24 protein-coding genes and 1 tRNA gene are annotated in these 22,996 nt (G+C 44.6%); 12 read left to right on the top strand and 13 right to left on the bottom strand.

Annotated elements, in window-relative coordinates; translation table 11 throughout:
* Positions 1–69: 69 nt before the first annotated feature.
* On the bottom strand, positions 70–615 hold the full coding sequence (locus tag ACVW2L_RS19020; RefSeq protein WP_457129529.1) for a DUF4142 domain-containing protein: 546 nt from the start codon (positions 613–615) through the stop codon (positions 70–72).
* A gap of 129 nt (positions 616–744) precedes the next feature.
* On the opposite strand from ACVW2L_RS19020, the gene gcvH reads away from it, so the two are divergent.
* Positions 745–1,125 (top strand): glycine cleavage system protein GcvH, encoded by a 381-nt coding sequence (gene gcvH, locus ACVW2L_RS19015; RefSeq protein ID WP_457129528.1) that lies wholly within the window; start codon positions 745–747, stop codon positions 1,123–1,125.
* A gap of 3 nt (positions 1,126–1,128) precedes the next feature.
* A complete protein-coding gene (locus tag ACVW2L_RS19010) occupies positions 1,129–1,524 on the top strand; it encodes a VanZ family protein (RefSeq protein ID WP_457129527.1) in 396 nt (131 codons plus the stop codon).
* A 349-nt stretch (positions 1,525–1,873) separates the two neighbouring features.
* Here the strand turns inward: ACVW2L_RS19010 and ACVW2L_RS19005 are convergent, their stop codons facing one another.
* From ACVW2L_RS19005 to ACVW2L_RS18985, 5 genes are read right to left on the bottom strand one after another with little or no spacing between them, the layout of a single operon-like run.
* Positions 1,874–2,860 (bottom strand): L-histidine N(alpha)-methyltransferase, encoded by a 987-nt coding sequence (locus tag ACVW2L_RS19005; RefSeq protein ID WP_457129526.1) that lies wholly within the window; start codon positions 2,858–2,860, stop codon positions 1,874–1,876.
* Between the two features lie 15 nt (positions 2,861–2,875).
* The gene (gene egtB, locus ACVW2L_RS19000) at positions 2,876–4,024 is read right to left on the bottom strand and encodes an ergothioneine biosynthesis protein EgtB (protein WP_457129525.1); all 1,149 of its coding nucleotides are present in this window, start codon (positions 4,022–4,024) and stop codon (positions 2,876–2,878) included.
* A complete protein-coding gene (locus ACVW2L_RS18995; RefSeq protein ID WP_457129524.1) occupies positions 4,025–5,596 on the bottom strand; it encodes an ABC transporter permease/substrate-binding protein in 1,572 nt (523 codons plus the stop codon). It lies immediately after the preceding gene.
* Positions 5,589–6,545: an ABC transporter ATP-binding protein gene (locus ACVW2L_RS18990; RefSeq protein ID WP_457129523.1), complete on the bottom strand. Its 957-nt coding sequence runs from the start codon at positions 6,543–6,545 to the stop codon at positions 5,589–5,591. The genes ACVW2L_RS18995 and ACVW2L_RS18990 overlap by 8 nt, the downstream gene beginning before the upstream one ends.
* A 7-nt stretch (positions 6,546–6,552) precedes the next feature.
* Positions 6,553–7,944 (bottom strand): mercuric reductase, encoded by a 1,392-nt coding sequence (locus tag ACVW2L_RS18985; RefSeq protein WP_457129522.1) that lies wholly within the window; start codon positions 7,942–7,944, stop codon positions 6,553–6,555.
* 200 nt (positions 7,945–8,144) lie between these two features.
* On the opposite strand from ACVW2L_RS18985, the gene ACVW2L_RS18980 reads away from it, so the two are divergent.
* Positions 8,145–8,216 (top strand) — tRNA-Glu (locus tag ACVW2L_RS18980).
* On the opposite strand, the gene ACVW2L_RS18975 is transcribed toward ACVW2L_RS18980, so the two are convergent.
* The 7 genes from ACVW2L_RS18975 to ACVW2L_RS18945 form a co-directional block, all read right to left on the bottom strand.
* Positions 8,179–9,780, bottom strand: a complete 1,602-nt coding sequence (locus tag ACVW2L_RS18975) for a recombinase family protein (protein ID WP_457130216.1) — start codon at positions 9,778–9,780, stop codon at positions 8,179–8,181. The two genes, ACVW2L_RS18980 and ACVW2L_RS18975, sit on opposite strands and share 38 nt — an antisense overlap.
* 35 nt (positions 9,781–9,815) lie before the next feature.
* Positions 9,816–10,019, bottom strand: coding sequence for a hypothetical protein (locus ACVW2L_RS18970; protein WP_457129521.1), 204 nt, complete (start codon positions 10,017–10,019; stop codon positions 9,816–9,818).
* 1 nt (position 10,020) lies between these two features.
* Positions 10,021–10,428: a hypothetical protein gene (locus ACVW2L_RS18965; RefSeq protein ID WP_457129520.1), complete on the bottom strand. Its 408-nt coding sequence runs from the start codon at positions 10,426–10,428 to the stop codon at positions 10,021–10,023.
* 2 nt (positions 10,429–10,430) lie between these two features.
* Positions 10,431–11,777, bottom strand: coding sequence for a type IV secretory system conjugative DNA transfer family protein (locus tag ACVW2L_RS18960; protein WP_457129519.1), 1,347 nt, complete (start codon positions 11,775–11,777; stop codon positions 10,431–10,433).
* Between the two features lie 122 nt (positions 11,778–11,899).
* Entirely contained in the window at positions 11,900–12,454 is a 555-nt protein-coding gene (locus ACVW2L_RS18955) for a hypothetical protein (RefSeq protein WP_457129518.1), read from the bottom strand.
* 155 nt (positions 12,455–12,609) lie between these two features.
* Positions 12,610–13,683 (bottom strand): hypothetical protein, encoded by a 1,074-nt coding sequence (locus tag ACVW2L_RS18950; RefSeq protein ID WP_457129517.1) that lies wholly within the window; start codon positions 13,681–13,683, stop codon positions 12,610–12,612.
* Positions 13,684–13,904: 221 nt separating this feature from the next.
* Positions 13,905–14,216, bottom strand: a complete 312-nt coding sequence (locus ACVW2L_RS18945; RefSeq protein WP_457129516.1) for a hypothetical protein — start codon at positions 14,214–14,216, stop codon at positions 13,905–13,907.
* A gap of 194 nt (positions 14,217–14,410) precedes the next feature.
* Here ACVW2L_RS18945 and ACVW2L_RS18940 point away from each other — a divergent pair, with 194 nt between their 5' ends.
* The 9 genes from ACVW2L_RS18940 to ACVW2L_RS18900 all read left to right on the top strand — a co-directional run bounded on the left by ACVW2L_RS18940 (position 14,411) and on the right by ACVW2L_RS18900 (position 22,994).
* On the top strand, positions 14,411–16,324 hold the full coding sequence (locus ACVW2L_RS18940; RefSeq protein ID WP_457129515.1) for a P-loop NTPase: 1,914 nt from the start codon (positions 14,411–14,413) through the stop codon (positions 16,322–16,324).
* A 2-nt stretch (positions 16,325–16,326) separates the two neighbouring features.
* On the top strand, positions 16,327–17,163 hold the full coding sequence (locus ACVW2L_RS18935) for a relaxase/mobilization nuclease domain-containing protein (protein WP_457129514.1): 837 nt from the start codon (positions 16,327–16,329) through the stop codon (positions 17,161–17,163).
* Positions 17,164–17,240: 77 nt separating this feature from the next.
* Entirely contained in the window at positions 17,241–17,882 is a 642-nt protein-coding gene (locus tag ACVW2L_RS18930; RefSeq protein ID WP_457129513.1) for an HsdM family class I SAM-dependent methyltransferase, read from the top strand.
* 224 nt (positions 17,883–18,106) lie between these two features.
* Positions 18,107–18,241, top strand: coding sequence for a hypothetical protein (locus tag ACVW2L_RS18925; RefSeq protein WP_457129512.1), 135 nt, complete (start codon positions 18,107–18,109; stop codon positions 18,239–18,241).
* Positions 18,238–19,287, top strand: a complete 1,050-nt coding sequence (locus ACVW2L_RS18920) for a hypothetical protein (protein ID WP_457129511.1) — start codon at positions 18,238–18,240, stop codon at positions 19,285–19,287. The genes ACVW2L_RS18925 and ACVW2L_RS18920 overlap by 4 nt, the downstream gene beginning before the upstream one ends.
* A gap of 32 nt (positions 19,288–19,319) precedes the next feature.
* On the top strand, positions 19,320–20,294 hold the full coding sequence (locus tag ACVW2L_RS18915) for a hypothetical protein (protein WP_457129510.1): 975 nt from the start codon (positions 19,320–19,322) through the stop codon (positions 20,292–20,294).
* 4 nt (positions 20,295–20,298) lie between these two features.
* The gene (locus ACVW2L_RS18910; protein WP_457129509.1) at positions 20,299–21,237 is read left to right on the top strand and encodes a hypothetical protein; all 939 of its coding nucleotides are present in this window, start codon (positions 20,299–20,301) and stop codon (positions 21,235–21,237) included.
* A 21-nt stretch (positions 21,238–21,258) separates the two neighbouring features.
* Positions 21,259–21,948 carry a hypothetical protein gene (locus ACVW2L_RS18905; protein ID WP_457129508.1) on the top strand — a complete coding sequence of 230 codons (690 nt, stop codon included), beginning with the start codon at positions 21,259–21,261 and terminating at the stop codon, positions 21,946–21,948.
* Between the two features lie 17 nt (positions 21,949–21,965).
* On the top strand, positions 21,966–22,994 hold the full coding sequence (locus tag ACVW2L_RS18900; RefSeq protein ID WP_457129507.1) for a hypothetical protein: 1,029 nt from the start codon (positions 21,966–21,968) through the stop codon (positions 22,992–22,994).
* The last annotated feature ends 2 nt before the right edge of the window (positions 22,995–22,996 follow it).

Genomic DNA, 22,996 nt, shown 5'->3' with positions numbered 1-22,996 from the left:
CAAAGCCAAATTATTGCTTTAAAAGGGCTAATGCAAAATTAAAGCTAAAAAACCCATATAACGCTTCTGTTAGCGCATGCTGTCTCTTATAGAAAATATAGCTTCCATGTGCCGGTTAAAAACCAGGATGCCTTTTCGGGCGGTTGTTTTTATTTCGTTATCAAAACAATTTTTTTGTGCACGCTCAAAAATTGCTACAGCATTTTTATGATCGGCAGCTATGTAGTCGATATAGGCGCTGTCGAAATCCTTTCCGTTCATACTATTCAACGCAGCTATCTTTTTTGCCGTTTCAGCACGTAAAGTATCGGTCAGCGGTATTCTTTTCGTTTTGGCAAGTTTATCAAGCTTCGCCATCCCCTTTGTATAGTCCTTAACCATTATGCGCCCAAAATTCTTTATCCGCTTGTCTGCCCCCTTGGCCATGGCCAGTTTACCGGCTGCTATTTCTGCATTTACAATATCATTCGCTGTCGCAATAAAGTCAGCATCAACTTTTTCAACCACCATTAACGGAGCCTTTACAACCGGATTGCTTTCGTCGGCAGTATCCTGGTTGCAACTTAGTAAAATGCTAACGCCAACGGCGAAAAGCACGCATTTTATAATTCTCATAAAAGGTTTGTAAAATAGGGTGAGCAGTGTTCCTTAATAACAACCTGCAAAAATTAAATGTAAGCTTTATCCTTTAACTTATTTCTCTTCTATAAAGTTTTCTTATTTTTGAGGATAAAAATTAGAACGATGAATTTTCCAGCTGAATTAAAATACACTAAAGACCACGAATGGGTAAGAGTTGAAGGTAATGATGCCTATATAGGCATTACCGAGTTTGCACAGCGTGAGTTGGGAGATATTGTTTATGTAGATATACCATCAGTAGGCAAAGAGGTGGCTAAAGAAGAAGTTTTTGGCACCGTTGAAGCGGTTAAAACCGTATCAGACTTGTTTATGCCCGTAACCGCTACCGTTACAGAGGTAAATGCTGCCCTTGACAGCCAGCCGGAATTAGTAAATAGCGACCCTTACGGCGAAGGCTGGATGGTAAAAGTTAGTTTAAGCGATATTGCCGAGGCGGAAGGTTTACTATCAGCAGATGCTTACAAAGCGCTTATTGGCGAGTAAGTGATGGGCGTAATATTAAAAAATCAGAGGCTCACCCTGTGGTGGGCCTTATTTATTTTTATAATTTGCAATATTAAATTTGGCGCGGTAGGTAAGTCAAGCCTGTTTTTTCCGGGCTTTGACAAACTAACGCATTGCGGTTTGTTCTTTGTACTAGTGGTATTTATAGCTAACGGCTTTATACGACACAAATTAAATGAACGTCTAACTTTTAAAAACGCTTTCTTTATTACCATGCTTGCCATTGGTTTTGGGGCACTGATTGAAGTACTGCAACTTACTATATTTACCTGGCGCAGCGGGGAGTGGGATGATCTGTTTGCAGATACTATAGGGGCGTGTATGGCTATATTTAGTATATTAATAACTATTGACGCTACTAAGCATGTTAAAAAGTAAATTTATTTTATTGGGATTAGCTATGCTGCTATGCCTATCTGCATGCGGAATTTTTAAAAAGGACTGTGGCTGCCCTAAGTTTGGTAAGGTAAAAACCACACCGTCACCCGCTGTCCGCGCTTAAGTTTATTCAGTGATTTTTGTTCTGCTGCCTGGGACAAAATACTCAATTCTATACCTTTCTGATTATCAGAAAATTGAACTAAAATCACAGCTAAATTTCCTGACGAATAAGTAGTCTCAGTTTGTCCCAACAAAAACCAAAAACACCTTACTGTCAACTATTTACTAAAAATACTGTCCACTTCGTCTCATACTGTCTCACATCCATATGGGACAGTATGCGCAATTAAGCCCCCCATACAGCATCCATAAACCATTGCTTGCTATCAAACAGCTCACGTACGGGCGTAAAGCCTGCTTCGCGGGCCATTTGCTCCGTTTGCTTAATGGTAAACTTCTGCGAGATCTCCATATAGATATACTCATCCTTAGCAAAGCTGATGGTTTCATCGCCTATGCTTACCGTTTGATCGCATAAGCTTACCAGGTAGCTCTTGCAGGCGCCGGTTTCAGGGTCATAGCTGGCATAGTGGTCAAACTGCTCCAAATCAAAGTCTCCGTGAAGCTCCTGGTTGATCCTTTCTAATAAGTTAAGATTAAACCTCTTGGTGATGCCTTCTTTATCATTATACGCGGCAAGTACGGTTTTAGGCGCTTTTTTAAGGTCGATGCCTATCAACAGCATATCACCCTGTGATAGGTTGCGTTTGAGCTCCTTGATAAACCCAATAGCCTCGCTAACAGGCATATTTCCCACATTTGAGCCAAGGAACATCACAACCTTACGGCGGCTTGAGAGGTTAGCGGCCTTTTTAAGCATATCAAAATACTCGCCGTTAAGGCCGGTTATGTTTAAGCCGGGCAGGGTAACCGGCAGGGTGCTGTTTAAGTAGGATATAACGTTATCTGATATATCAATAGGCAGGTAAGTAAAGTCTATATTTTGCTCAAGCAAATACCGCAGCAAATAGGTTGATTTCATGGCATCGCCGGCACCCAGCTCTATCAGGTCAAAAGGCCCGCCATCGCCTGCAATAGCTTGTCCCAGCTCAGCAGTTTGTTCTGAGAAGATCTCCAGCTCGCAATTGGTTGGATAATACTCTTCACAATTCATCAGCTCCTGGAAGATCTTATCGCCTTTGGCATCATAAAAATATTTGGAGCTTAGCCTTTTAGGGTAAGTACTTAGCCCTTTAACTACGTCAGTATAAAACTGGCCGGCTTTTACACCAGTCCGTTCGGTTGTCATGGTATTAGCTGTAGGTTGATCCATGTTTATTGATATTATTTACCTGGCCAGGCGGATCCCTGTAAACTGCCAGCGTAAATTGGTTTGAAAAAAGTTGCGGTAGGTAGCACGGCTATGCCCCGGCGATGTCACCTCTGATGCGCCACGCAGCACCTTTTGGTTCACCATAAACTTGCCATTGTACTCGCCTATTGCACCCGGAGCTTTAGTAAATCCGGGATAAGGCAGGTAAGAACTCTCTGTCCACTCCCAGCTTTTACCCCATTTAAATTGATCTGCCGCGGCTTCCCATTCAAATTCAGTGGGCAGGCGCAGGCCCTTCCATGATGCATAGGCATAGGCTTCAAAAAAGCTGATATGGCAGACAGGCTCTTTCAGATTGAGCAGCTCCAATCCGCGATACGTATAATTGTGCCATTCGCCATCAATTAAATGCCAGTAGAGCGGCGCTTCGATTTTATTATTTTTCACCCAGTCCCAACCCTCGGCGTGCCAGTAGCGAAAATCATGGTAACCATCAGCATTAATAAACTCCAGATATTCCGCATTGGTTACCAGATTGGGGCTTATTTGATAGCTGTTAAGGTACACCTTATGCCGGTTCAACTCATTATCAAAACAAAATCCATCGCCTGTAAAACCTATCTCGTACACGCCCTCGGCCATGTTGATAAAATCAGCATTGACCACCTCAACTTTAGGCGATAGGTAGCTTTTATCATAGGCCGGAAAAAGCGGGTTATGCCCTAAAATATATTTGATATCGGTGTATAGCAGTTCCTGGTGCTGTTCTTCATGATTAAATCCCAGCATGAGCAATTCTTTTACATCGGCAGATGGTTCATGACAAAGAAAATTCACCATTGCCTCATCCACATATTCGCGGTAACGAAAGATATCAATAACAGTAGGGCGGCTAAGGTTACCCCTATCTGTGCGAATTACCCTGTTTCCGACGGTTTCATAGTAACTGTTGAACACGTAGTTATATTCCGGACTAAACTCCTGGTAGCCCATAAAATAGGGCTTTAAAATAAAGGTTTCAAAAAACCATGTGGTATGGCCCAAATGCCATTTAGGCGGACTAACATCCCCTACAGGCTGCACCACATAATCCTCCGTTTGCAGGTGGCTGCAAATGGCTGCTGTTAGTTTACGTGTTTTAAGGTAGCGGTCTGTTAATTTCATTTATTTCTTGTCCAGATAGTGCTTCAAATTTGATATAGTTTTAACACCTAACGCTGCTGCTTGTTTTTGCCGCATCATTAAAGCGTAGGCATTATTAAACCCAATTGGTTGTAGCCACTTAATATGATACTGTTTGGCAAACCCGGCTTTTACATAATTGTATGTTTTATTCTTATCACCGCCGAGGGCATCAACGGCATTTTTTGGCGCTTGTAAAATGGTTAATAACCCTGTACCTGTATACTCCGGATAAAGGTCTATCTGGTTATTGGTAAGCGCGTCAAAACATATTTTAGTGCCGCCCAAACCTGTTTTTGTTGCTACCGAGTAATCAGTATAGCCTTCAATCAGCATAGCATACATATTTGCCAAAATGTATTGTTCTCCAAATATTTTTGAGCCTATGCGCACCTGTCCGGCATTGCCATTGCGGGCAGGTCTCCATAATTTATTTGCTACTAAAAAATCTTTTGCAACCCGTTCGGGGCTTTGGTGAAGATAGTCTGTGCGGTAATTTAAATCCGTCATCAGGCTATCATTTATTTTGCCCGAAAGCAGATTTAATGTCTGTTCAAGGTCAGGAAATCTATTCAACGCCTCGTCGCTCACTATAGGCGCAGCATAATACGGCGGAAATATTTTCTTATCATCAACCAAAGTAACAAGGTCAAATGCTTTCAGGCGGCCGTCTGTAGAGTAGCCACTTATTACATCAAGCTCTTTTTCAAAAGCAGCCTTATACATCACTGCGTCACTTATAACAATGGTATGTATTTTTAGCCCATAACGGCTTTGCAGCCCCAAATTACCGTCTTGCCGGCCCATAAACTCGGGTGTAAAACCAGCGGTAAGCTTGCCCCCGTAAGCAGATGGTAAAAAATAAAATGATGATAGCAGTAAAACTAATACCGGTGCTGCGACGGTTACTACCTTCACTTTTTTAAGGTTGACATTTTGCACCAACGCAAGCAATTGATCAAACAAAATAGCCAGCAAAGCAGCGGGAATAGCGCCTGCCAATATCATGTTGGTATTGTTAAGTGATATGCCACCGAATATGAATTCGCCTAAACCACCCGCTGCAATATAAGAGGCGAGCGTGGCAACTCCTACATTAATTACCGTTGCTGTTCTGATACCGGCCAATATTACTGGCATAGCCAGCGGCAACTCTACTTTGGTCAATACTTGTGTAGTGCTCATGCCCATAGCTACGGCGGCCTCACGCACATCGGCACTTACACCGGTAATGCCGGTATAGGTATTCCGGATAATGGGTAATAGCGCATATAAAAAAAGCGCTACAATGGCGGGCTTTGCCCCAATGCCCAACACCGGTATTAAAAACCCAAGCAAAGCTATGCTCGGGATAGTTTGCATTACTCCGGCAAAGCCTAATATTGTACCGGCAAATTGTTTTCTACGGCTGATAAAAATCCCCAACGGCAAACCTATTATTACGGCTAAAATTAGCGAGATAAAAGTAAGACCAATATGCTGCAATGTTTGGGCCAGCAGTTTATCGGCCTGTTGCTGCATAAATTGCCATAATGTTTGTTGTGCTTCATTCATGGCGGTGAATTTTTTTATGCTGGTAAAAAGTGCTCATCAGCTCTTCATATCCCAATTTTCCAATCTTTTTACCTTCGCTATCTAATATTGATATATGGTCAGTATTAGTAAACTTTAATTGGTCCATTAAAAGCCATAAATTGGCGTCTGATGGCAATACAACTCCGTCCAATTCAAAAACGCCCCCTGCGGGTGGAGGCGGGGGTTTAACCGTTTTAAATTCAAGCAGCAAGCGTTGCTCTTTTAAAAAATCAAGTGCAAATTTATTGGCGGGCTTAAAGAGCAGATCAGTCTTAGAACCTAACTGAACTATGCTCCCTTTATCCATCAAACAAATGCGGTTACCCAGTTCAAAAGCTTCCTGAACATCGTGCGTAACCATAATGATGGTTTTGCGTTTCAGTTCATCAAGGTCTTTAAACTCGGCCTGTATTTTCGATCGTGTTATGGTATCTAAAGCCCCGAAAGGTTCATCCATTAATAACACAGGCGGATTGACTGCTAAAGCACGGGCCAAACCCACACGCTGTTGCTGCCCGCCGCTTAGTTCATTGGGGTAAGCGCTTAAGGTGTTTTTGTCAAGGTGAAGTTTTTCCAACAGTTCATGTGTCCTGGTTTCCGTTTTCTTTTTATCCCATTTAAGCAGTTGGGGCACCACGGCAATATTTTCTGCTATGGTATAATGCGGAAACAAGCCTGTGTTTTGTAATACATAACCAATGCCCCGCCTTAGTTCTGCCGCGTTTTTATTAAGAATATTTTCACCGTTGATCAGTATGGTGCCCGAAGTGGGTTCAATAAGGCGGTTGATCATTTTAAGCAGTGTTGTTTTGCCGCATCCGCTGGTGCCTAATAAAACAAGTGTTTCCTGTTCGGCAACCTCAAACGAAACTCCATCAACGGCTTTTTTAGTGCCAAATAATCTTCTCAGATTTTCAACTTTTATCACAACGATACTACTCTGGAATGGTCATGAATAAATTGTTCAGCGACTCGGAATAGAGCGGATGCGCAAAAACGCAATACCTGATCCTGTCATATGTAATATTGCCTTCCATAGCCATTTGCAGCACCGACATGATCTCACCGCCCTCCTCGCCTAAAACGGCCGCGCCTAATATCTTTTTAGTTTTGGTATCAACAACAGCTTTCATAAAACCACGCGTATCACCTACTTCAACTGCCCTCGCCACGCGAGACATAGGCAAATGCGCTATTTTAACATCCAGGCCGCTTTTCGCCGCCTCTGCTTCGCTAATACCTATCCGCCCCAACTGCGGGTCTGTAAACATACAGTAAGGCAAGGGTCTGTCTTTGGTAGTATACTTAGCTCCTTCAATCAAATTGCGATAGACGATGGTGTAATCATTATAAGCAATATGCGTAAATGCCGAGCCGCCGTTCACATCACCTAAGGCATAAATGCCCGGCACATTGGTTTCCAACTTGCCATTTACTTTTATAAATCCTTTCTCATCTACTGCCACTCCTGTTTTTTCCAGGCCAAGCGATTGAGTTCTTGGAACGCGCCCCACAGCCAGCAAAACATGCGAGCATTTTATCTTTTTCTCTATTTCTGCATTTTTTACTGTAGCCGTTATCTTGCCATTGGTTTTTTGTTTAAAACTAACAACTTCCGATCCAGTTTGGATATCAATCTCTTCCAAGCTAAGTATCTTTTGCATTGCGAGAGATATGTCTTCATCCTCTCTGCTTAGCAGGCGCTGTGACCTTTCTATTAACGTAACTTTGCTTCCAAACCGGCGGAACATTTGACCAAACTCCAACCCAATGTAGTTACCACCCAGTACCAGCAAATGATCTGGTATCTTATTCAGTTCTAAAATACTGGTGGATGTGAGATAGCTTATATTAGACAGGCCATCAACATGAGGAATAAAGGTTTCTGTACCGGTATTGATGAAGATCCAATCGCCCTTAATATGTTTAACTCCCAAACCCTTTAATTTAACGGCAATTGTTTTCTCTCCGGTAAACGTTGCTTCGCCATGTAAAAGGTCCAAGCCCGGGGTTTCAGCCATGCTTTTCTCAATTCCCTTGCGCGCATTGAGCACTATATCGTCTTTCCGCTTTTTGATAAGTGCAAAATCAACCTTATAATTCTTAATTTTTATACCCAAATGAGCGCTGTTTGCAGCAGCCCAGGCGGCCTTAGCTGATGCGACCCATGTTTTGGTGGGTGTACAGCCATCATTTACGCAAGTGCCGCCAACCCAGCGTTTTTCAATCAGTGCTACCTTTTTACCGGCTTTGGCAAGTCTCTTTGCCAGCGGAACACCAGCTTGTCCGGCACCTATAATTATGGCATCATAGTTTTTCAGCATCATAATAATTGTTGGTAAGATATTGTATTAAAGGTAGTTTATACTTTGATAGGATTATAATATCTGATTAATGTTTTTGTTTGACCAAGAGTGGGATATTAGCCTGAGAAAAGCCCGTAAATATTTTTTTAAAAGAATATTTTTAAATTATGTATAAACGTATATCTTTGCAGTCCCAAAATAAGGGAAACAAATTTAAAAAAGGCCCGTTCGTCTAGGGGTTAGGACATCAGATTTTCATTCTGGCAACAGGGGTTCGATTCCCCTACGGGCTACTACTGGAGCAAAAGAGATGCAATCAACAGCATCTCTTTTGCTGTTTTTTGTAACTGCCTGAAAATGAGCAATAAATCCGAACAGGGAATTGACTCTATCGGTTCGACACCTATCAGTAACCTTGTTATAAAAGATACCATTTGGAAATATGAGGTACTGCAACTTCTGCTTGGTGGAATAATCAGCTTCAAGCCATCGGGAAGGCAGATTTAAGGAAAAATCGAAAGCCTTTTGTATACATTCTTCAAGGTTCGACACTTTTTGACTGGCTTTTTCTAGAACGGTGTTCAATTCTACTTTTTCAGCCGAGTACTTGTCGTTGAATTTATGGTACAGATCTTTGCTAATTTCCTCCTCTATAAATCTTTCCTCCAAACGGTAAATTTTTTTTTCTAGTTCAGCGTACTGCTGTTTAATGGTTTGGTATCGCTCTTCGCCGTCTTTTGTATACTGGTTGAAGGTCGCAATCATTTGCTGCTTAATAAGCTTCAAAACACCTGCCGGAACGTCGAGGGTAAAGTGTGTCAGTATCCGAGCGAACCTATCATGTAACTCATCTGCCCGCCTATTGTTGCAGCATTGTTGAGTATTACACTTATAATAGTGCAGCCCCTTCTTTAACACTTTGTAGCCTCTCATCGACTTGCCGCATTTGTCGCAAAGTAAAAATCGCTTCAAAGGCAAGTTCTCGTTTTCAACCGTAATCGAATACCCTTGCGTGTTCTTAGCTAACATCCCGTTCGCCTTTAAAAATATCTCCTGCGATATCAATGGCTCGTGGTTGCCCTTGATTACCTTACCCTCAAGCATCTTGTGGCTCATTAGCCCGCAGTAGAAGACGTTCCTCAGCATTTCCGAAAGCCGCTGGTGGGGTATGCTGAAGCCGTTATCCCTGAGCTTCTCGCGGATCGCTTCATTGGACAAGCCGTCTAAGGCTTTCCAATGAAAAGCTTGCCGGATAAGCTTGGCGGTTTGGTTCGGCACTATCGTTCGTTTCCCGTCAATTTTTTGAATGGAATACCCGTAAACCGGATGCGTGGGCCAGTCGCCGCGAAGAAGCATCTCTTTCGTTCCGGCCATGCAGCGCTGCCTTCGAATTTGATTGTCATGCTCCGAAAATAGTACCAATATGGCCTGCTGCATTTGCCCGGACGGGTTGGATGTATCAATTGGCTGCGTAACGGACACTATTTCCACACCTTCCTTACGTAAACTTCCTATAAGCCAAATCGAATTAGCATTTCTCGAAAACCTGTCCACGCTATACGTAATAATTAAGTTGATGCGTTCCTTGCTTTTCTTTATGTAAGCAAGCATCGCAGTAAATTCCTTCCTTTCGTCATCGGTCGTCGCCGATTCGTACGTTCCGCCGAAATTTTTCAGCACGTTGTACCCGTGCCTTTCCGCATACTCGCTGCACGCTTTCATTTGGGTCGTCAGGCTCATGTTCGTATCCGCCTGCTCCTTGCTGCTCACTCTCGTATAGATCAAACAATTCGAGCTGGTAACGGTCTTGGTTGCTTGCCCTTTGGCAAAGGCTGAGAAGGCGGCTAAGTCATGCATAACTATCGGATTTATAATGATTTAATGCATATAATCTACGATTTTCTCTGCAAATATTCAAGAGATTTTTGATATTTTTTATCGCTTTCAAACACGATCACCGTAAAACTTTTAAGGGTGGAAATTACGCATTGCAGCTCCTCATCCGTCAGATCGGAAAACGCCGGACAGGCCTTCACTTCCTCAACCGTTAGGTCGTGTGTCCGCGTATAATCCAACTTCGTTTCGGTTTGCCTCATCTTACGTGCGCAGATACTCCAAAAGGGAGTTTTCTGCTTTAATAATCAGTGAATAGATATGCGCTGTTGGGTCGTCGCGCTCAATTGCTATCACAGCCATACTCACCGACTGCAGCACGTCTAACAAGCGGGGATCGGGCGTTGGCGGTACGCCTATGCTCGCCAATGCCATCGCTTTCAAATAGGTGGTGTGGCGCATTTCAGCCGCGGTAGCCTTGGCCTTTAATTCGTCAAACTGCTTCAGTGTCACTTCAAACCGTATTTCCATCCTCGGCCTGTTTTGCTTTTTCCAGCGCCGCTTGTATAGTCGCCTGTATTCCGCTTTGGCAAGGGCAATAGCTTTCTCGGGGCCGTTTAGAACGCCGGCCTGAAGTAGATATTGGTATAGCGCCTTGCTGCGAATTCTCATCGTTACTTAATCATTGGAATGGGCGTGTCGGGGATGTGGCATTCCAATTCCGCTGGGGGGATAGCCGCCCTTCTGCGGAAAATCAGCGACCTGTAGTACGGGCTCGACTTGGCGAGTATCAGGGGAAAATTGCTCGACAGTATCAGGCTTCTGTTTTTCGGCATGGTGCGTATGGCATCCATGGAAATAAGGGGCACGACTTTCTCGCTCCCTTTGTCGTCTATATAAATGCGCTTGCCGCTCAGCGTCTCTATTTCGCGCAACTCCTCAATCGAAGTTTGCCCGCTAAGCCAAATTTTGGTTCTGCAATTGCTTTTAATTGTCTCGGATTGGTCCTTATAAAACGACTTTAATTGCGAATGGCTTTGCACGGCGAGATAGTTGCCCACGAACGCCTTACGGCACGTCGCCGTCGCCTGAGCCAGCATTGGGATGTAAAGGGAAGCGCATTCCTCCAGTAGCACGTAAATGCTTAGGTCATCCTTCTGCGGTAGTTTCTCCAAGGCAAATGCGTAAAACTGGTCAAAAAGGATCGAGTTCAGCACGTTTATGTATTTCTGGTCTCCAAGCGTATTGTGTAGGAATATGGCCGTAGGCTCGGTTCGCATCTTTTCGAAGTCGATCGTGTCGTAGGCCGTCGTCTTGGCAATTTCAGGGTCGTCGAATACCTGTAGCGCCGCCTTTACGGAAGCGACCACGTTCTGCAAGGTCTTTTCCGGAGTGGCGACTATGCCCTTGTAGTCGATAATCAGCTTCTCGTCCTTCGTTTCCGCCACCCACGCATCCGTCCTTCCCGGCTCGACACTGAAGAAATGGAGCATCCGGATAAGGTTTGCGAGGTTATGGAACTGCGTCGGCTGGTATAGCAGAATCCTGATAAGGACTTGCGTCAGGTTAATGCTTGCCAGCGACCAGAAAATATCGCCGCTTTGGTGCAGGGTATTCGAGATCAGCAGGCTTGCGAGCTTGTGCACGTCGTTGGGCTTCCTTATCCGCGAAAAGGGGCTGTATCCTGCCGATACGGCGGAATTAGAGAAGTTAATGGAGTAAATATTCTTGAAGTGCCTTTTCAAGTAGCCGCTGCCATATTTCCAGAGTTCAAATTGGGGGTCGTTTACCAGCAGGCTACAGTTTTTCAGGGAAAGGATTTGCTTCAAAAGGTATCGCGACGTTTTCCCGGAACCGGTGTTTCCGCTTAACAAGACGCTCTCGTAACTGTCTCGTTTTTTCAATTTCTTGTAACGTCCCACTACGAAGCCATGGTTGAACCAAGAGCCGATGTCCCCTATGCTGCCGAACTCGGCGGTAAAGGGCTTGCTGGGATCAAAGGGGGTCAATAGTGATTTCATTTGTTGGATTTATTGAACGGAATGTTTCATTTTTTTAACGATGTCCAAAAGCATCAAAAGCGCGTACTCAAACACTAAGATTATGCAGTAGCAGAGAAAGCGAAGGATTTGCACTGCCACTTTCATTGCGGGCTGAATGAGCTGGCAACAAAAACTGATGCCTTTCGCGCTTCGAGAACCTGCCTGTAGGCGTCTGCAACGCCAACATAGCGGTTGTTGTCGTCATAACCTTTCGGGGAGTACATGAGCCAGACTTGGATGCCTGCTAGCTTATCCAGTTGGACCGATTTGGCCAGCGCTTGCCGTAATGATGTAGGTTTACCGTCTAATTCCGCAGAGGCTGTTTTGCCATAAAGGGATAGGGTGCTGTTTTCGTAAAGATTTGAATATACTAATAGTATTCTCCGGCCGGCATTGGAACGGGAAAGGGAATTGCCATACCTGGCTACCGTTCGGAAAATGATCGAGTGGCTGATTGGCTCGCCAACCTTCACCTGATCCAGTGCTTGCTGCACCCTCGTTTTAAAGTGCTGCACCTCCGACGTTCTCAGTACGCGGTTGCCCGACCATTCGTCTTGGGATGGCAGAGAAATGTCTATCGCCGAATTGATATCCTTGTCATTTATCGGGGCTATACGAACGTGAACTCCCTGGTAGATATTCCTAGTCAGCCCCAAAGGCGCTGTAATCGCGTCTGCGGTGGGGTAAAGTGCGAGGGTGTCTGTAACGTCGATGAGGACGCAAAGGTCGGTTTCGAAGCCGTTTTGGGACGACGAGCAGCGTAATTGCGCTAATCCCGTCAAAACAAAAAACAAGATTTTTAATAGCTTTTTCATTGCGATTTTCGGTTAAAGTAATAGGTGAACGTGAAGGGGAATTCCTGATCGAAGCAGTCGATAAGTTGGCAATCGGAGCGGTGCCTCAGGTTCTCGGTTTTCCATTGCGAATAGAGCTGCTTCGCAAAGTCAGCAATGCGGTGCTCGACCATCTGCCCATAGTCGATAATCGCGCTGTTTTGCATGCGCAACCGGTGCTTGCTTTCCTCCAACTCGGACCGGCGGACTTTCGAGGCGCTTATTTCGTATACCAGCTGATTTTGCTTTGTAAGCAGCGTGTCGTAACGGTCTTGGGCATCACGCTCCGACTTCGCGGGCCAATACCTGAAATGGCTCAGGACGGCTACGATAAAGCAAAAGTCCGACAGAACGATAAAGGGCAAGGCGCCTATTGTAGTTGAAGTATCTCCATTTTCGCGAAGAATGGAGGTTTGAATGTAGGCTCGTGAGAGGGCGAAGAGGGTAAAGACGGCAGTCATTGCAACAAATGCAACCACGGCAATTATTCGCTGCTGCTGTATAGTTCTACCCAGCCTTATCAGATAGGGCACCAAATGAGCTGCCAATGCAATGACCAGCGGAAAGAGGAGCGCGATTATCAAAGACTCAAAAAAGCCAAATCCCCATTGCTCAAAGATTGACCTGCTTAGCATGAAATCAAGCCCGCACACGATGAGCAAAGCGGCTATCACTATGCGTTTTCCGTTTTTGTTTGCGAGTATCGGCGTATTTTCAATCGTAGTGGTTATCGAGCTTAGCTTTCCTTCTGCATCAACAATGTCATTTTCCAGTTGCCGCAGCTGCGGGTTAATCAGGGCATCATTTTCGGAAACCTCGAAGCACTTTGTTTGGAACTGTAGGATGCGGTTCGCCTCGTCAACCAGCCCTTGGCATTCGTGAAAGGTAGTCTCGAAATACGAGTTCATCTTGTCGCCGTTGGGAAATGGCAGGTTCCTTTTGCCGAACATCTCTGCATTCGTTTTCACCTTGTCTGCTAGCAAGGGGAATCCGTTTTTAAGCAACGCCTCGACCGAAGCGTTACTGTAATGTGTTTCAATTTGGACTATCATTTTGTTGGATTTTAAGGTGATTGATGCATGTGTAATTGATGTCAAAGCCCGCTTCATTAGATGATTGTAATGTCTTGCTCACAACAGTTTCTAAGTCCGCTGTGAGGGGCGAAAGTTTGGGCATTGAATTTTTTCAATTTCTTTGATTTTTTACTTCGGACGAAAGGCAGAATAGCTGTAATCTGCTGAATTGGTTGCAGCTATGCGGCCCGTTCGCTAATTTACACTTGGGATGAAAGCTGGTCCTTCTTGTAAAAATGAAACCGTTCGAACAGGCTCATTTTCACCACGTCATAGGAAGGGCTGGAGTAGACAATTATGCCTTCGTCCAACAGATAAAATCTGGCTTCGGTCTTGAGGATTTTAAAATGCTCCCATTCGGGATACCAGATTTCATACAAAGATGCATTTGTTATTAGGTTGTGGTAAGAAAGGGATTGGTGGGCTGCATCTTTAGAATCAGCGATAGATTCAGGTCGGTCTTGACTTTCTGAAATGGCAGTAGTACACTGCGCGCGGAGTTGCTTTTTCATTTTGCTAGTGTTTGAAGTACTCCCCACCCGTGTGTCTCGAAAATACAGGGTGGTTTTTTGTACTTGGTTTGTACTCGTTTAATTGGCCTTGCGAGGTAACACTTTTAGTTTTACTTTAGCACTTACCGCCTTGGCCTGCACAACGTTAGCTATTTGGCGAATACCCCCTTGTGGAATTCCACAGAATTCTGATTATGGCTAGAGATAAGAATAGAATTGGTTACGTTAGGTATGTGATAGGTTACCTCAAAGACAATCCAAAAATTTGGAACGGCGTGGGCTATGGCACGTTTGAGGCGTTTGTTGAATCTCCCGCACTCATTAGGGCTTTCCTAAAAAACCATCAAATGGAATTTCATAATGTCCTAGTGGATTTAGGAAAATTAGAAAGCGTATCGAAAGGTATATCGAAGGCGCTTAAAGGAAATAGTATTGATGCTGCGGAAGAAACGCTGGAATTTTTAAACAAAAGTTTTTCTTTACCAATAGACTTTAGGCAGTTTGTACAAGGGATAATTCGCAGAGACCCAAAACTCTTAATTTATTTAAATGATGAAAAAACCAACACCGAATTTGAATTTCATGGGGCAACTGTAATCGACAATTCCTATAAGAAACAAATACTTGATGGTCATAAATATTCAAAATTCGATTTTTATCTCAATAAAATAAATAAAAAGGCACAGTGGTTTGGGGTTTTTCAAAACTTTTCATGGGACGTTTCTAGGTCTATCAATGCAGAAATACTCGAGAAGGTAGAGGATTTTTCACCAGATTTTGCTGAATGTAAGATATTCGTTTTGACAGGCCCGGGCGGCGTTGGTAAGACAATTGCTCTAAGGAGATTGTCGTCCCAAATATTAAATGACTACCATATATTATGGGTAAGTGATTTAGCAAAATTTGAAAATAATGACTTTAATCAATTTAATAGTTCTGAAAAATGGCTTTTGATTATTGACGATTGGGAAAAAGCGAAGTTAGCGGAAGGTAAGAACAGTGTATTTCTTGAAACACTTTTGGAATATGAAAATTTGACTATCATTATTAGCGATTACAATTCTACGAACAAAGAATACCTGCCTTTTTTATCTGAAAACGGCGAGCTGCGTTTAAATATGAACGACCATGAAGCTACTTTTGCGAAGTTGGTTCATATACATCCGGAGTGGAGAGATGCTTATGAGTCCTTCAAGCACAATACAGGAATGCGAAATAGTCCAATTTACTATTCCTTATTTATGCTAATAAAAAAGCATACAAAGGACACAAAATCACCAGCCTACAAAAAAGTTATACATCAACTGAATAATGTGGTAAGGGAAGATTTAAAAGTTGTCAACGATTCCTATCCCGGACTTTCTCGGTTTGTTTATTACTGGGCTTGGCTTTGCCTGAGTAATCGTGATTTTAGGCCCTTGATGTCATGGCAGATATTCTTAAAAATATGTGACCATTTTAATGACAAACCCGTTTTGTACAAAAGATTGGAATTCATCAACAAAGAAAATCCGACTATAGAGATTCTATCCCGGTATATCTCATGGGAGCAAAAGTCCTTACCAAAGCTAAGAAAGTATGATTGGTTTTCATTCCATAACGCATTAATTGCAGAGGCTCTAAAAGAGAAATTTGTTGAGGATTGGCATTTCAGCGACGAAACAATTTTTGAGATTTTAGATGCCCTTATCGACATGCATGAAAATTACACAGCCGAAAGTTTATGTTTTTTTGGTTTAAGATTTTACCCGTTAAAATGGAAATTTTATAAAAGGATGCTTGAATACCGCGAACGGATACCGAGGGTATTACCCACGTTGGATGAATTATTTGGGGTGGATTATTACTTAAATAACATTTATGTATTCGCAAAATATCATGATGAAAAAACCTGTCGTGATGTCATCAATTATCTTTTAACAGGTTATAAACAGGAAATTTTGGATTTTGATGATATACGAGAAATATTTCCCACAATTATAGATAAAGGATGTAGAGACATTGCAATTTTAGAAGTCTCCCAAATTATTAAAAAAGGTAAAGAAGACCTAAAACAATATATGCAGGACCGCAATAATTTCACCGAAGTGAGAACGAGGGAAATGTAATCATGGCAATTGTTAAAATTCTTTCCCGTCATTCACCTTCGTACCGATCGCTCATCGCCTACATATTGAAAGAGGGCAAGGGCGATGAAAGGGAAGTCTATACCAACAACCTCCGCGGTGCCGACATAGATGCCTTTGTTTCGCAGTTTATGGAAAACGAGGCCTTCCGCAGGCAGACCCGTTCCGACCAAATCTATCTTTTCCACGAGATCGTGTCGTTCCATGCAGAGGAGGACGGTACCGCAATCACCAAGGAAACGGTCGACAATTTGGTTGCTAAATACATGGGGTTGAGAGGAGATACAGGGGTGATGCTAGCAGCGGCGCATCGCGACAAGGATCACGTCCACATACATTTTTGCGTTTCGGCGCTCCATTACAGAACAGGCAAATCCTTCGGCCTAAACAGGGCGCAGCTTAACCAACTGAAAACGAGTTTTCAGGAATACCACAGGGAAAAATTTCCCGAACTCACGAAGAGCCATCCGGAGCACGGCAAGGGCACAGCATACAGGACGCACGCGCAGTGGCACACCCACCGCAAGCAGGAGATCGCGGGGCAGGTGCAAGAAATATTAAATTCATCTGCCAGCCAGCGGGCGTTCTTGGAAAGGCTCCGGGAAGCGGGACTCCACCATTACGAGCGGGGCGGCAGGCCGACGGGGATAGAGTACGAGGGGCAAAAATTCCGCTTTTCGCGGCTGCTTGAGGGCACAGCGTTTGAAGACCTGCCTGTTGAGAGAAGCGAGGAAGATACGGCGCTAGCCGAAATCCGGGCGATCCGAGAAATACGGCGTGACCCCGAACGGGAAAGGGAAGGATACGACAGGGAGCGGTAGCGGTAAAAGTTAAAATATTCCTAAACCGGCCTTGCTTTGCAAGGGGTCCGCGGCATGCCATACTTCCCGAAAAAGCCATGGCACGAACCAGCAACCTTGTCCCCCTGTTCGAACGGTACGCGAACGGCGGCAGCCACCACGAGGCGTTCTCGGCGCTCCTCGACCACTTCATTTCCAGTTTCAGCACCCATCCCGCGAGGGAGCCGCTGGCGGCGGCCGACGCTGCCAGGATGCTTCCCCTGCTTGAGGCCATAGGCGAAGGCGCGGAGGGATTCCGCGACCCGCTGGGCGAAATCTACATGGAACTTCTTTCCAAGGGCCGCAACGGGCAGTACTTCACCCCCGAGCCGCTGGGCGAGCTGATGGTCCGGTGCACTATCCCCGGCGAAGCGAAGGGTCAGAGGGTGTTCGACCCGGCCTGCGGTTCCGGCCGCCTGCTGCTGGCGGCGGCGAAGATCGACCGCTCGCGCCTGCTCTACGGCGCTGACAGCGACCTGACCTGCTGCAGGATGGCGGTCGCCAACATGCTGCTCCACTCGCTCACGGCCGAGATCGTCCACATGGACTCGCTGAGCGGAAGGTTCTTCCAGGGATTCAGGACGGGCACGACAGTGGTGGGCGGCTACCACGTCCCGTGGGTTACGCCGTTTGCCGAGAGAGCCGAGAGCTACGTCTGGCGCGCTGGCGGCTACGAGTCCAAAGGCGGAAAAGACGAATAAAGCAATACTAGGGGCGAATAGATTACACGGCCGGGCGAAGCCCGGCTTTTTTAATCGGCCAGATTGGTAAGCCAGGTGGTTTTAGCCAGAACATTTTCACGTAGCGATCAGTACGTCCTGGACTACAGAAATCCCTCCGCCCGTGAACCTGTGCTTGCAGTTTCAAAAAATTTTGTTTTGTCAAAAAGAGTCCTTAGATTAGATTACCTCTATTAAAAATACCTATGCCTGTTCACGATAGCGGGGACTTTGCGTCCCTGCGGCTTTACGTAGCAGATCTTGATAAGGTAACGCGCCGGTGGGTCAAAAGCTACCGTGGCGGCTTGCTTTCAAACAAACGCATCTATATATCACAATGAAAAAAACTGCCCTAAGCCTGTTCGCGCTTTTTGCCGCGCTGCAATTTTCCTATGCACAATGGACAACTTCCGGAACCAATATTTACAGTTCAAACACTGGAAATGTAGGGGTTGGCGTCGCTAGCCCAGCTGAAAAACTGGACTTAAATGGCAATTTGAAACTTCATGGTGACATAACCTTTTCAAACGACCAAACGGCGTATTTTATCCATCCGGTCGGTAACGGCGGCGCGATACGATTGCGCACCAACGTATCTGCCGCATCTGACAGGAATGTGCAATTCGGCAACATTGACAATGCCGGAAATTGGGGAAGCTACATGACAGTTGGCGAGAATGGCAATGTCGGAGTAGGTATAACCACACCTCAGACCAAATTACATGTTTATAGTGGCGGCAGTTCGGCAAATACTACGGACCAGTACAGCGGCAACTTTATAGTAGAGGCCGCCACAGGCGGTAGAAGCAGCACGTCAGGAGCGTCGCTTGAATTTGTCGTGCCTGCAAATACCGACGGGACCAATCCTTGGGGACAGGCAAGAATAATCGCGGTAGCGGGCAGCAGTTCAAATGAAAGTGCAATAGGCAAGATGGTATTAGGTACCAGGCGCTTATTCGATAAGGGAACTGGTAGCGGTATTACCTGGAATTATGGCGACGACATAGTTATAGATGGAGTAGGCAATGTTGGCGTTAACACAAGCGACACCAAAGGCTACAAGTTCGCGGTAAACGGCAGTGCTATTGCAACTTCAATGAAAGTGAAGGCCAACGGTAGCTGGCCCGACTTCGTTTTCCTGAAAAACTACAAGCTGCCCACATTAACCGAAGTAAAAACCTACATCGACAAGAATCAGCATCTGCCGGATATGCCCTCTGCGGATGAAGTGCACACCAACGGACTTGATCTTGGAGAAATGAATAGATTGCTGCTAAAGAAGGTGGAGGAACTGACATTGTATCTAATGGAAGAGCACAGCAAAAACGTTGAGCAAGAAAATCGTATTAACGTGTTGGAAACGGCTTTAAAAAACAAGAAACAATAAGACCTGAAATGACATCTAATTAAACTATCACAATGAAAAAAACCTATCTAAGCCTTATTACGCTCTGCATAGCGCTGTCGGCCTCCGCCCAATGGACAACTTCAGGAACTAACATTTATAATTCGAACACTGGTAATGTTGGCATTGGAACAACAACACCGGGATTTAAACTTGACATTGCCGGAAACGTAAGGTTGTCCAGCGGTAGTCTGCTGTTTTTTGACAACAGCACATCCGGGTCTAATATATACCAGCATAATACCGGATCATTCAGTATGAATGCTTCAACAGCCGGCGGCGGGAACGGCAACCTTGTGTTAAATGCTGCATCGGGTGCAGGAATATACTTGAACTTTAGCAGCGGAGCCAATACATACTTCGGCAATGGTGCATCTGGTACAACAGGGATTATTCAGTCTAACGGCAATGTAGGAATCGGGACGATTAGCCCCGGCGCAAAATTGGATGTTGAAGGTGGGATACTGCGGGTTGGAAATGGTTCGGGGAGCTATAGCGGATTTTTGTTCGACAACACTTCCGGGCTGACTCAGGAAAATAATAATAAAGTAACGCTGCAAGGCGCCTTACAGGTAAATAGTACTGCGGGTATGGACAGCTACATAACCGGCTCGGGTAATGTTGGCATTGGAACAACCAACACAAACGGCTACAAACTTGCCGTAAATGGCGGAATCCACAGCAGATCTGTAAAGGTTGATTTAACGGGTTGGCCCGATTTCGTTTTCCTGAAAGACTATAAGCTCCCAACGCTTACGGAAGTAAAAACCTATATCGACAAGAACCAGCACCTACCAGATATACCCTCGGCTGATGAGGTGCATGCCAATGGTCTTGACCTTGGTGAGATGAATAGGCTTCTGCTAAAAAAGGTGGAGGAACTGACTCTGTACCTTATAGAACAAAAAAACACTACCGATAGCAAGCTAAAAGCTCAGCAATACCAAATTGATCAACTAAATAAGAAAATCAAAACCTTAACCAAATAACGCTATGAAACGGCTTTTTTTAAACCTTGCTTTAATAATCACTACACATTTATGCTTCGGGCAATACTCCGGTAGTTTTAACGTGCAGGGAGATCTTAACAAGTTTTATCCGGTAATTTTCCAAGACTTATCTTGGGGTAACAATAAGGCCACCGAAATTGAGATTGGAAGATCAAATGTTCATACCGATGCAAGCTGGCGAGGATCTGTCATTGCAAAATTTAGTTTTCATACAACTGATTGGGGGCATGGATCTAATTTTATCAATGCCGAATTAAACCAATTTAATGGCGTCTCGGGGCCTCACATTGCAGGCTGGTCCGACGCCACAGCATCTAACGGCGACTCTCAGATTATTATATGGCTTAAAGGTGGCACAACTACCTATTACTTTAATTCACCTGTTAATATCAGTCCTGTAGTTTATGATGGCGTACAACATGCCCTACCCTTTCAGCAAACCAACGGGCCAGCGCATACCTACAAAACAAGTGTAGATTATTACGTAAACAGTTATGGTACAAATGCCGCTACTGCTTACTTCACAGGTGGAACAAACAACTATTTCGCGGGAAATGTGGGGATCGGCACAACAGACCCTCAAGGCTACAAACTTGCTGTTAATGGCCCTGCTGTAGCTACCTCAATGAAAGTAAAACTACAAGCTAACTGGCCTGATTTCGTTTTTCGGAAAGAGTATGAGCTGCCAACTCTTACAGAAGTAAAAACCTATATCGACAAAAACCAACACCTGCCTGATATGCCCTCAGCTGAAGAAGTGCACCAAAACGGCCTTGACCTTGGCGAGATGAATAGACTGCTGCTGAAGAAAGTGGAGGAGCTAACGCTTTATTTAATGGAAGAACACAATAAAAACGCAGACCAAGAAAATCGTATCAAGACTTTAGAAACGGTGTTGAAAACCACCATTCAAAATCATTAAATCATAGCTAAATAAATAACAATGAAAAAAACTTACCTAAGTTTAATCGCGCTTTTTGCTGCGTTGCAAGTTTCGTTTGCACAAACTAACACGTTCCCTGCAAGTGGTAATGTTGGAATTGGCACCACTTCACCAGTTAACGCTTTAAATATAGTTGTTAACTCTTTAGGTTATGGAGATCCACAATATGCATCAGCTGTTCGTGTCAATGATTTCGGTAATGGTACAGGCTTACTTTTGGGGGTAGCCTCAACTTTAAACAATGGTTATATTCAAACGGTACAGCCTCACGTAAGTTGGGCCTCGCGTTCATTGGTACTCCAGCCACTGGACGGTAACGTGGGGATTGGCACGACGGATACACAAGGCTATAAACTTGCCGTTAACGGCAGCGCCATAGCAACATCCATGAAAGTAAAGCCTAACGGTAGCTGGCCTGACTTCGTATTCCTGAAAGATTATCGGTTGCCGACCCTTACGGAAGTAAAAACCTACATCGACAAGAACCAGCACCTGCCGGATATGCCTTCGGCAGACGAGGTGCATACGAACGGCCTTGATTTGGGTGAGATGAACAGGCTGCTGCTTAAGAAGGTGGAAGAGCTGACGCTGTACTTGATTGAGAAAGACAAACAACTGTCTGAGCAGCAGGTCGAGAACAAACTCCAGAATCAGCGCATAAACGCGCTGGAAAAAGCGAAAACTAACTAACGCTAAAAAGCATCACAATGAAAAAGACCTATCTAAGCCTCATCGCGCTCTTTGCCACGCTGCAATTTTCCTATGCCCAATGGACAGGGGGATCCAACATCTATAATACCAATTCAGGAAATGTAGGAATTGGCACCACGAATCCCGTATCGCCACTGGAAATATTTCAGTTAAGTGGTAGTAAGCCATCTGGCGTGAGTGCGCCAACTGCGTCCGTCTTGAAAATATCGCGTATCGGAACGGCGAACTATTCTTACAATGAAAGTGCGGAATTCAGAATAGGGCATGGCGGTCCGAGTGCTTGGGGATCGCAAGTAGATCTTTTTGTCAACGGCGCTTCCAATCAAACTAATATACCTGACCAACACGCTATGACATGGTTATACAACGGCAACGTTGGCATCGGCACAATTACACCAAATGCACCCCTTCATATCGTTAAGGCATCTATCCCATACACAAATGTCAACATGCAAACTTGGGGCCCCTCTATCGCCAATTATGATCTAACTTTATCGAATCACAACAGTACATGGGGAATTGATTATAGATTTACACAATATATCAACGGCGCGCCCGCACCGGTTTTAACTTTTCAGGGCGGTAATGTGGGAATAGGCACCACCGAGCCGCAAGGCTACAAATTGGCCGTCAACGGCAGCGCCATTGCCACCTCTATGAAGGTAAAGCCAAACGGAAGCTGGCCCGACTTCGTATTTCTAAAAGAGTACAATTTGCCAACACTTACTGAAGTAAAAACCTATATCGACAAGAACCAGCATTTGCCCGATATGCCCTCCGCAGATGAGGTGCATACCAACGGACTTGACCTTGGCGAAATGAACAGGCTACTTTTAAAGAAAGTGGAGGAAATGACTTTGTATCTAATACAAAAAGATGAGAAAGACAATCAGCAACAAAAAGAGATTGATGAATTGAAGCAAATAGTAAGTTCCCTGCAATCCAAGATTAGTAGTCTACCCAAACAGTCGCTACAGCGCATTCAAACCAAATACATCACAACAACTGACATCACAAGAAAATAGAA

It is taken from the genome of Mucilaginibacter sp. HD30 (genome assembly GCF_054061755.1).
Note: the sequence above shows the minus strand (reverse complement) of the source record. Positions and strands in the feature narration are given on the sequence as shown.

Coding starts and splice junctions, on each gene's coding strand:
- ACVW2L_RS19020 (WP_457129529.1), bottom strand. CDS start 615: ATGAGAATTATAAAATGCGTGCTTTTCGCCGTTGGCGTTAGCATTTTA.
- gcvH (WP_457129528.1), top strand. CDS start 745: ATGAATTTTCCAGCTGAATTAAAATACACTAAAGACCACGAATGGGTA.
- ACVW2L_RS19010 (WP_457129527.1), top strand. CDS start 1,129: ATGGGCGTAATATTAAAAAATCAGAGGCTCACCCTGTGGTGGGCCTTA.
- ACVW2L_RS19005 (WP_457129526.1), bottom strand. CDS start 2,860: ATGGATCAACCTACAGCTAATACCATGACAACCGAACGGACTGGTGTA.
- egtB (WP_457129525.1), bottom strand. CDS start 4,024: ATGAAATTAACAGACCGCTACCTTAAAACACGTAAACTAACAGCAGCC.
- ACVW2L_RS18995 (WP_457129524.1), bottom strand. CDS start 5,596: ATGAATGAAGCACAACAAACATTATGGCAATTTATGCAGCAACAGGCC.
- ACVW2L_RS18985 (WP_457129522.1), bottom strand. CDS start 7,944: ATGATGCTGAAAAACTATGATGCCATAATTATAGGTGCCGGACAAGCT.
- ACVW2L_RS18975 (WP_457130216.1), bottom strand. CDS start 9,780: ATGCATGACTTAGCCGCCTTCTCAGCCTTTGCCAAAGGGCAAGCAACC.
- ACVW2L_RS18970 (WP_457129521.1), bottom strand. CDS start 10,019: ATGAGGCAAACCGAAACGAAGTTGGATTATACGCGGACACACGACCTA.
- ACVW2L_RS18965 (WP_457129520.1), bottom strand. CDS start 10,428: ATGAGAATTCGCAGCAAGGCGCTATACCAATATCTACTTCAGGCCGGC.
- ACVW2L_RS18960 (WP_457129519.1), bottom strand. CDS start 11,777: ATGAAATCACTATTGACCCCCTTTGATCCCAGCAAGCCCTTTACCGCC.
- ACVW2L_RS18950 (WP_457129517.1), bottom strand. CDS start 13,683: ATGATAGTCCAAATTGAAACACATTACAGTAACGCTTCGGTCGAGGCG.
- ACVW2L_RS18945 (WP_457129516.1), bottom strand. CDS start 14,216: ATGAAAAAGCAACTCCGCGCGCAGTGTACTACTGCCATTTCAGAAAGT.
- ACVW2L_RS18940 (WP_457129515.1), top strand. CDS start 14,411: ATGGCTAGAGATAAGAATAGAATTGGTTACGTTAGGTATGTGATAGGT.
- ACVW2L_RS18935 (WP_457129514.1), top strand. CDS start 16,327: ATGGCAATTGTTAAAATTCTTTCCCGTCATTCACCTTCGTACCGATCG.
- ACVW2L_RS18930 (WP_457129513.1), top strand. CDS start 17,241: ATGGCACGAACCAGCAACCTTGTCCCCCTGTTCGAACGGTACGCGAAC.
- ACVW2L_RS18925 (WP_457129512.1), top strand. CDS start 18,107: ATGCCTGTTCACGATAGCGGGGACTTTGCGTCCCTGCGGCTTTACGTA.
- ACVW2L_RS18920 (WP_457129511.1), top strand. CDS start 18,238: ATGAAAAAAACTGCCCTAAGCCTGTTCGCGCTTTTTGCCGCGCTGCAA.
- ACVW2L_RS18915 (WP_457129510.1), top strand. CDS start 19,320: ATGAAAAAAACCTATCTAAGCCTTATTACGCTCTGCATAGCGCTGTCG.
- ACVW2L_RS18910 (WP_457129509.1), top strand. CDS start 20,299: ATGAAACGGCTTTTTTTAAACCTTGCTTTAATAATCACTACACATTTA.
- ACVW2L_RS18905 (WP_457129508.1), top strand. CDS start 21,259: ATGAAAAAAACTTACCTAAGTTTAATCGCGCTTTTTGCTGCGTTGCAA.
- ACVW2L_RS18900 (WP_457129507.1), top strand. CDS start 21,966: ATGAAAAAGACCTATCTAAGCCTCATCGCGCTCTTTGCCACGCTGCAA.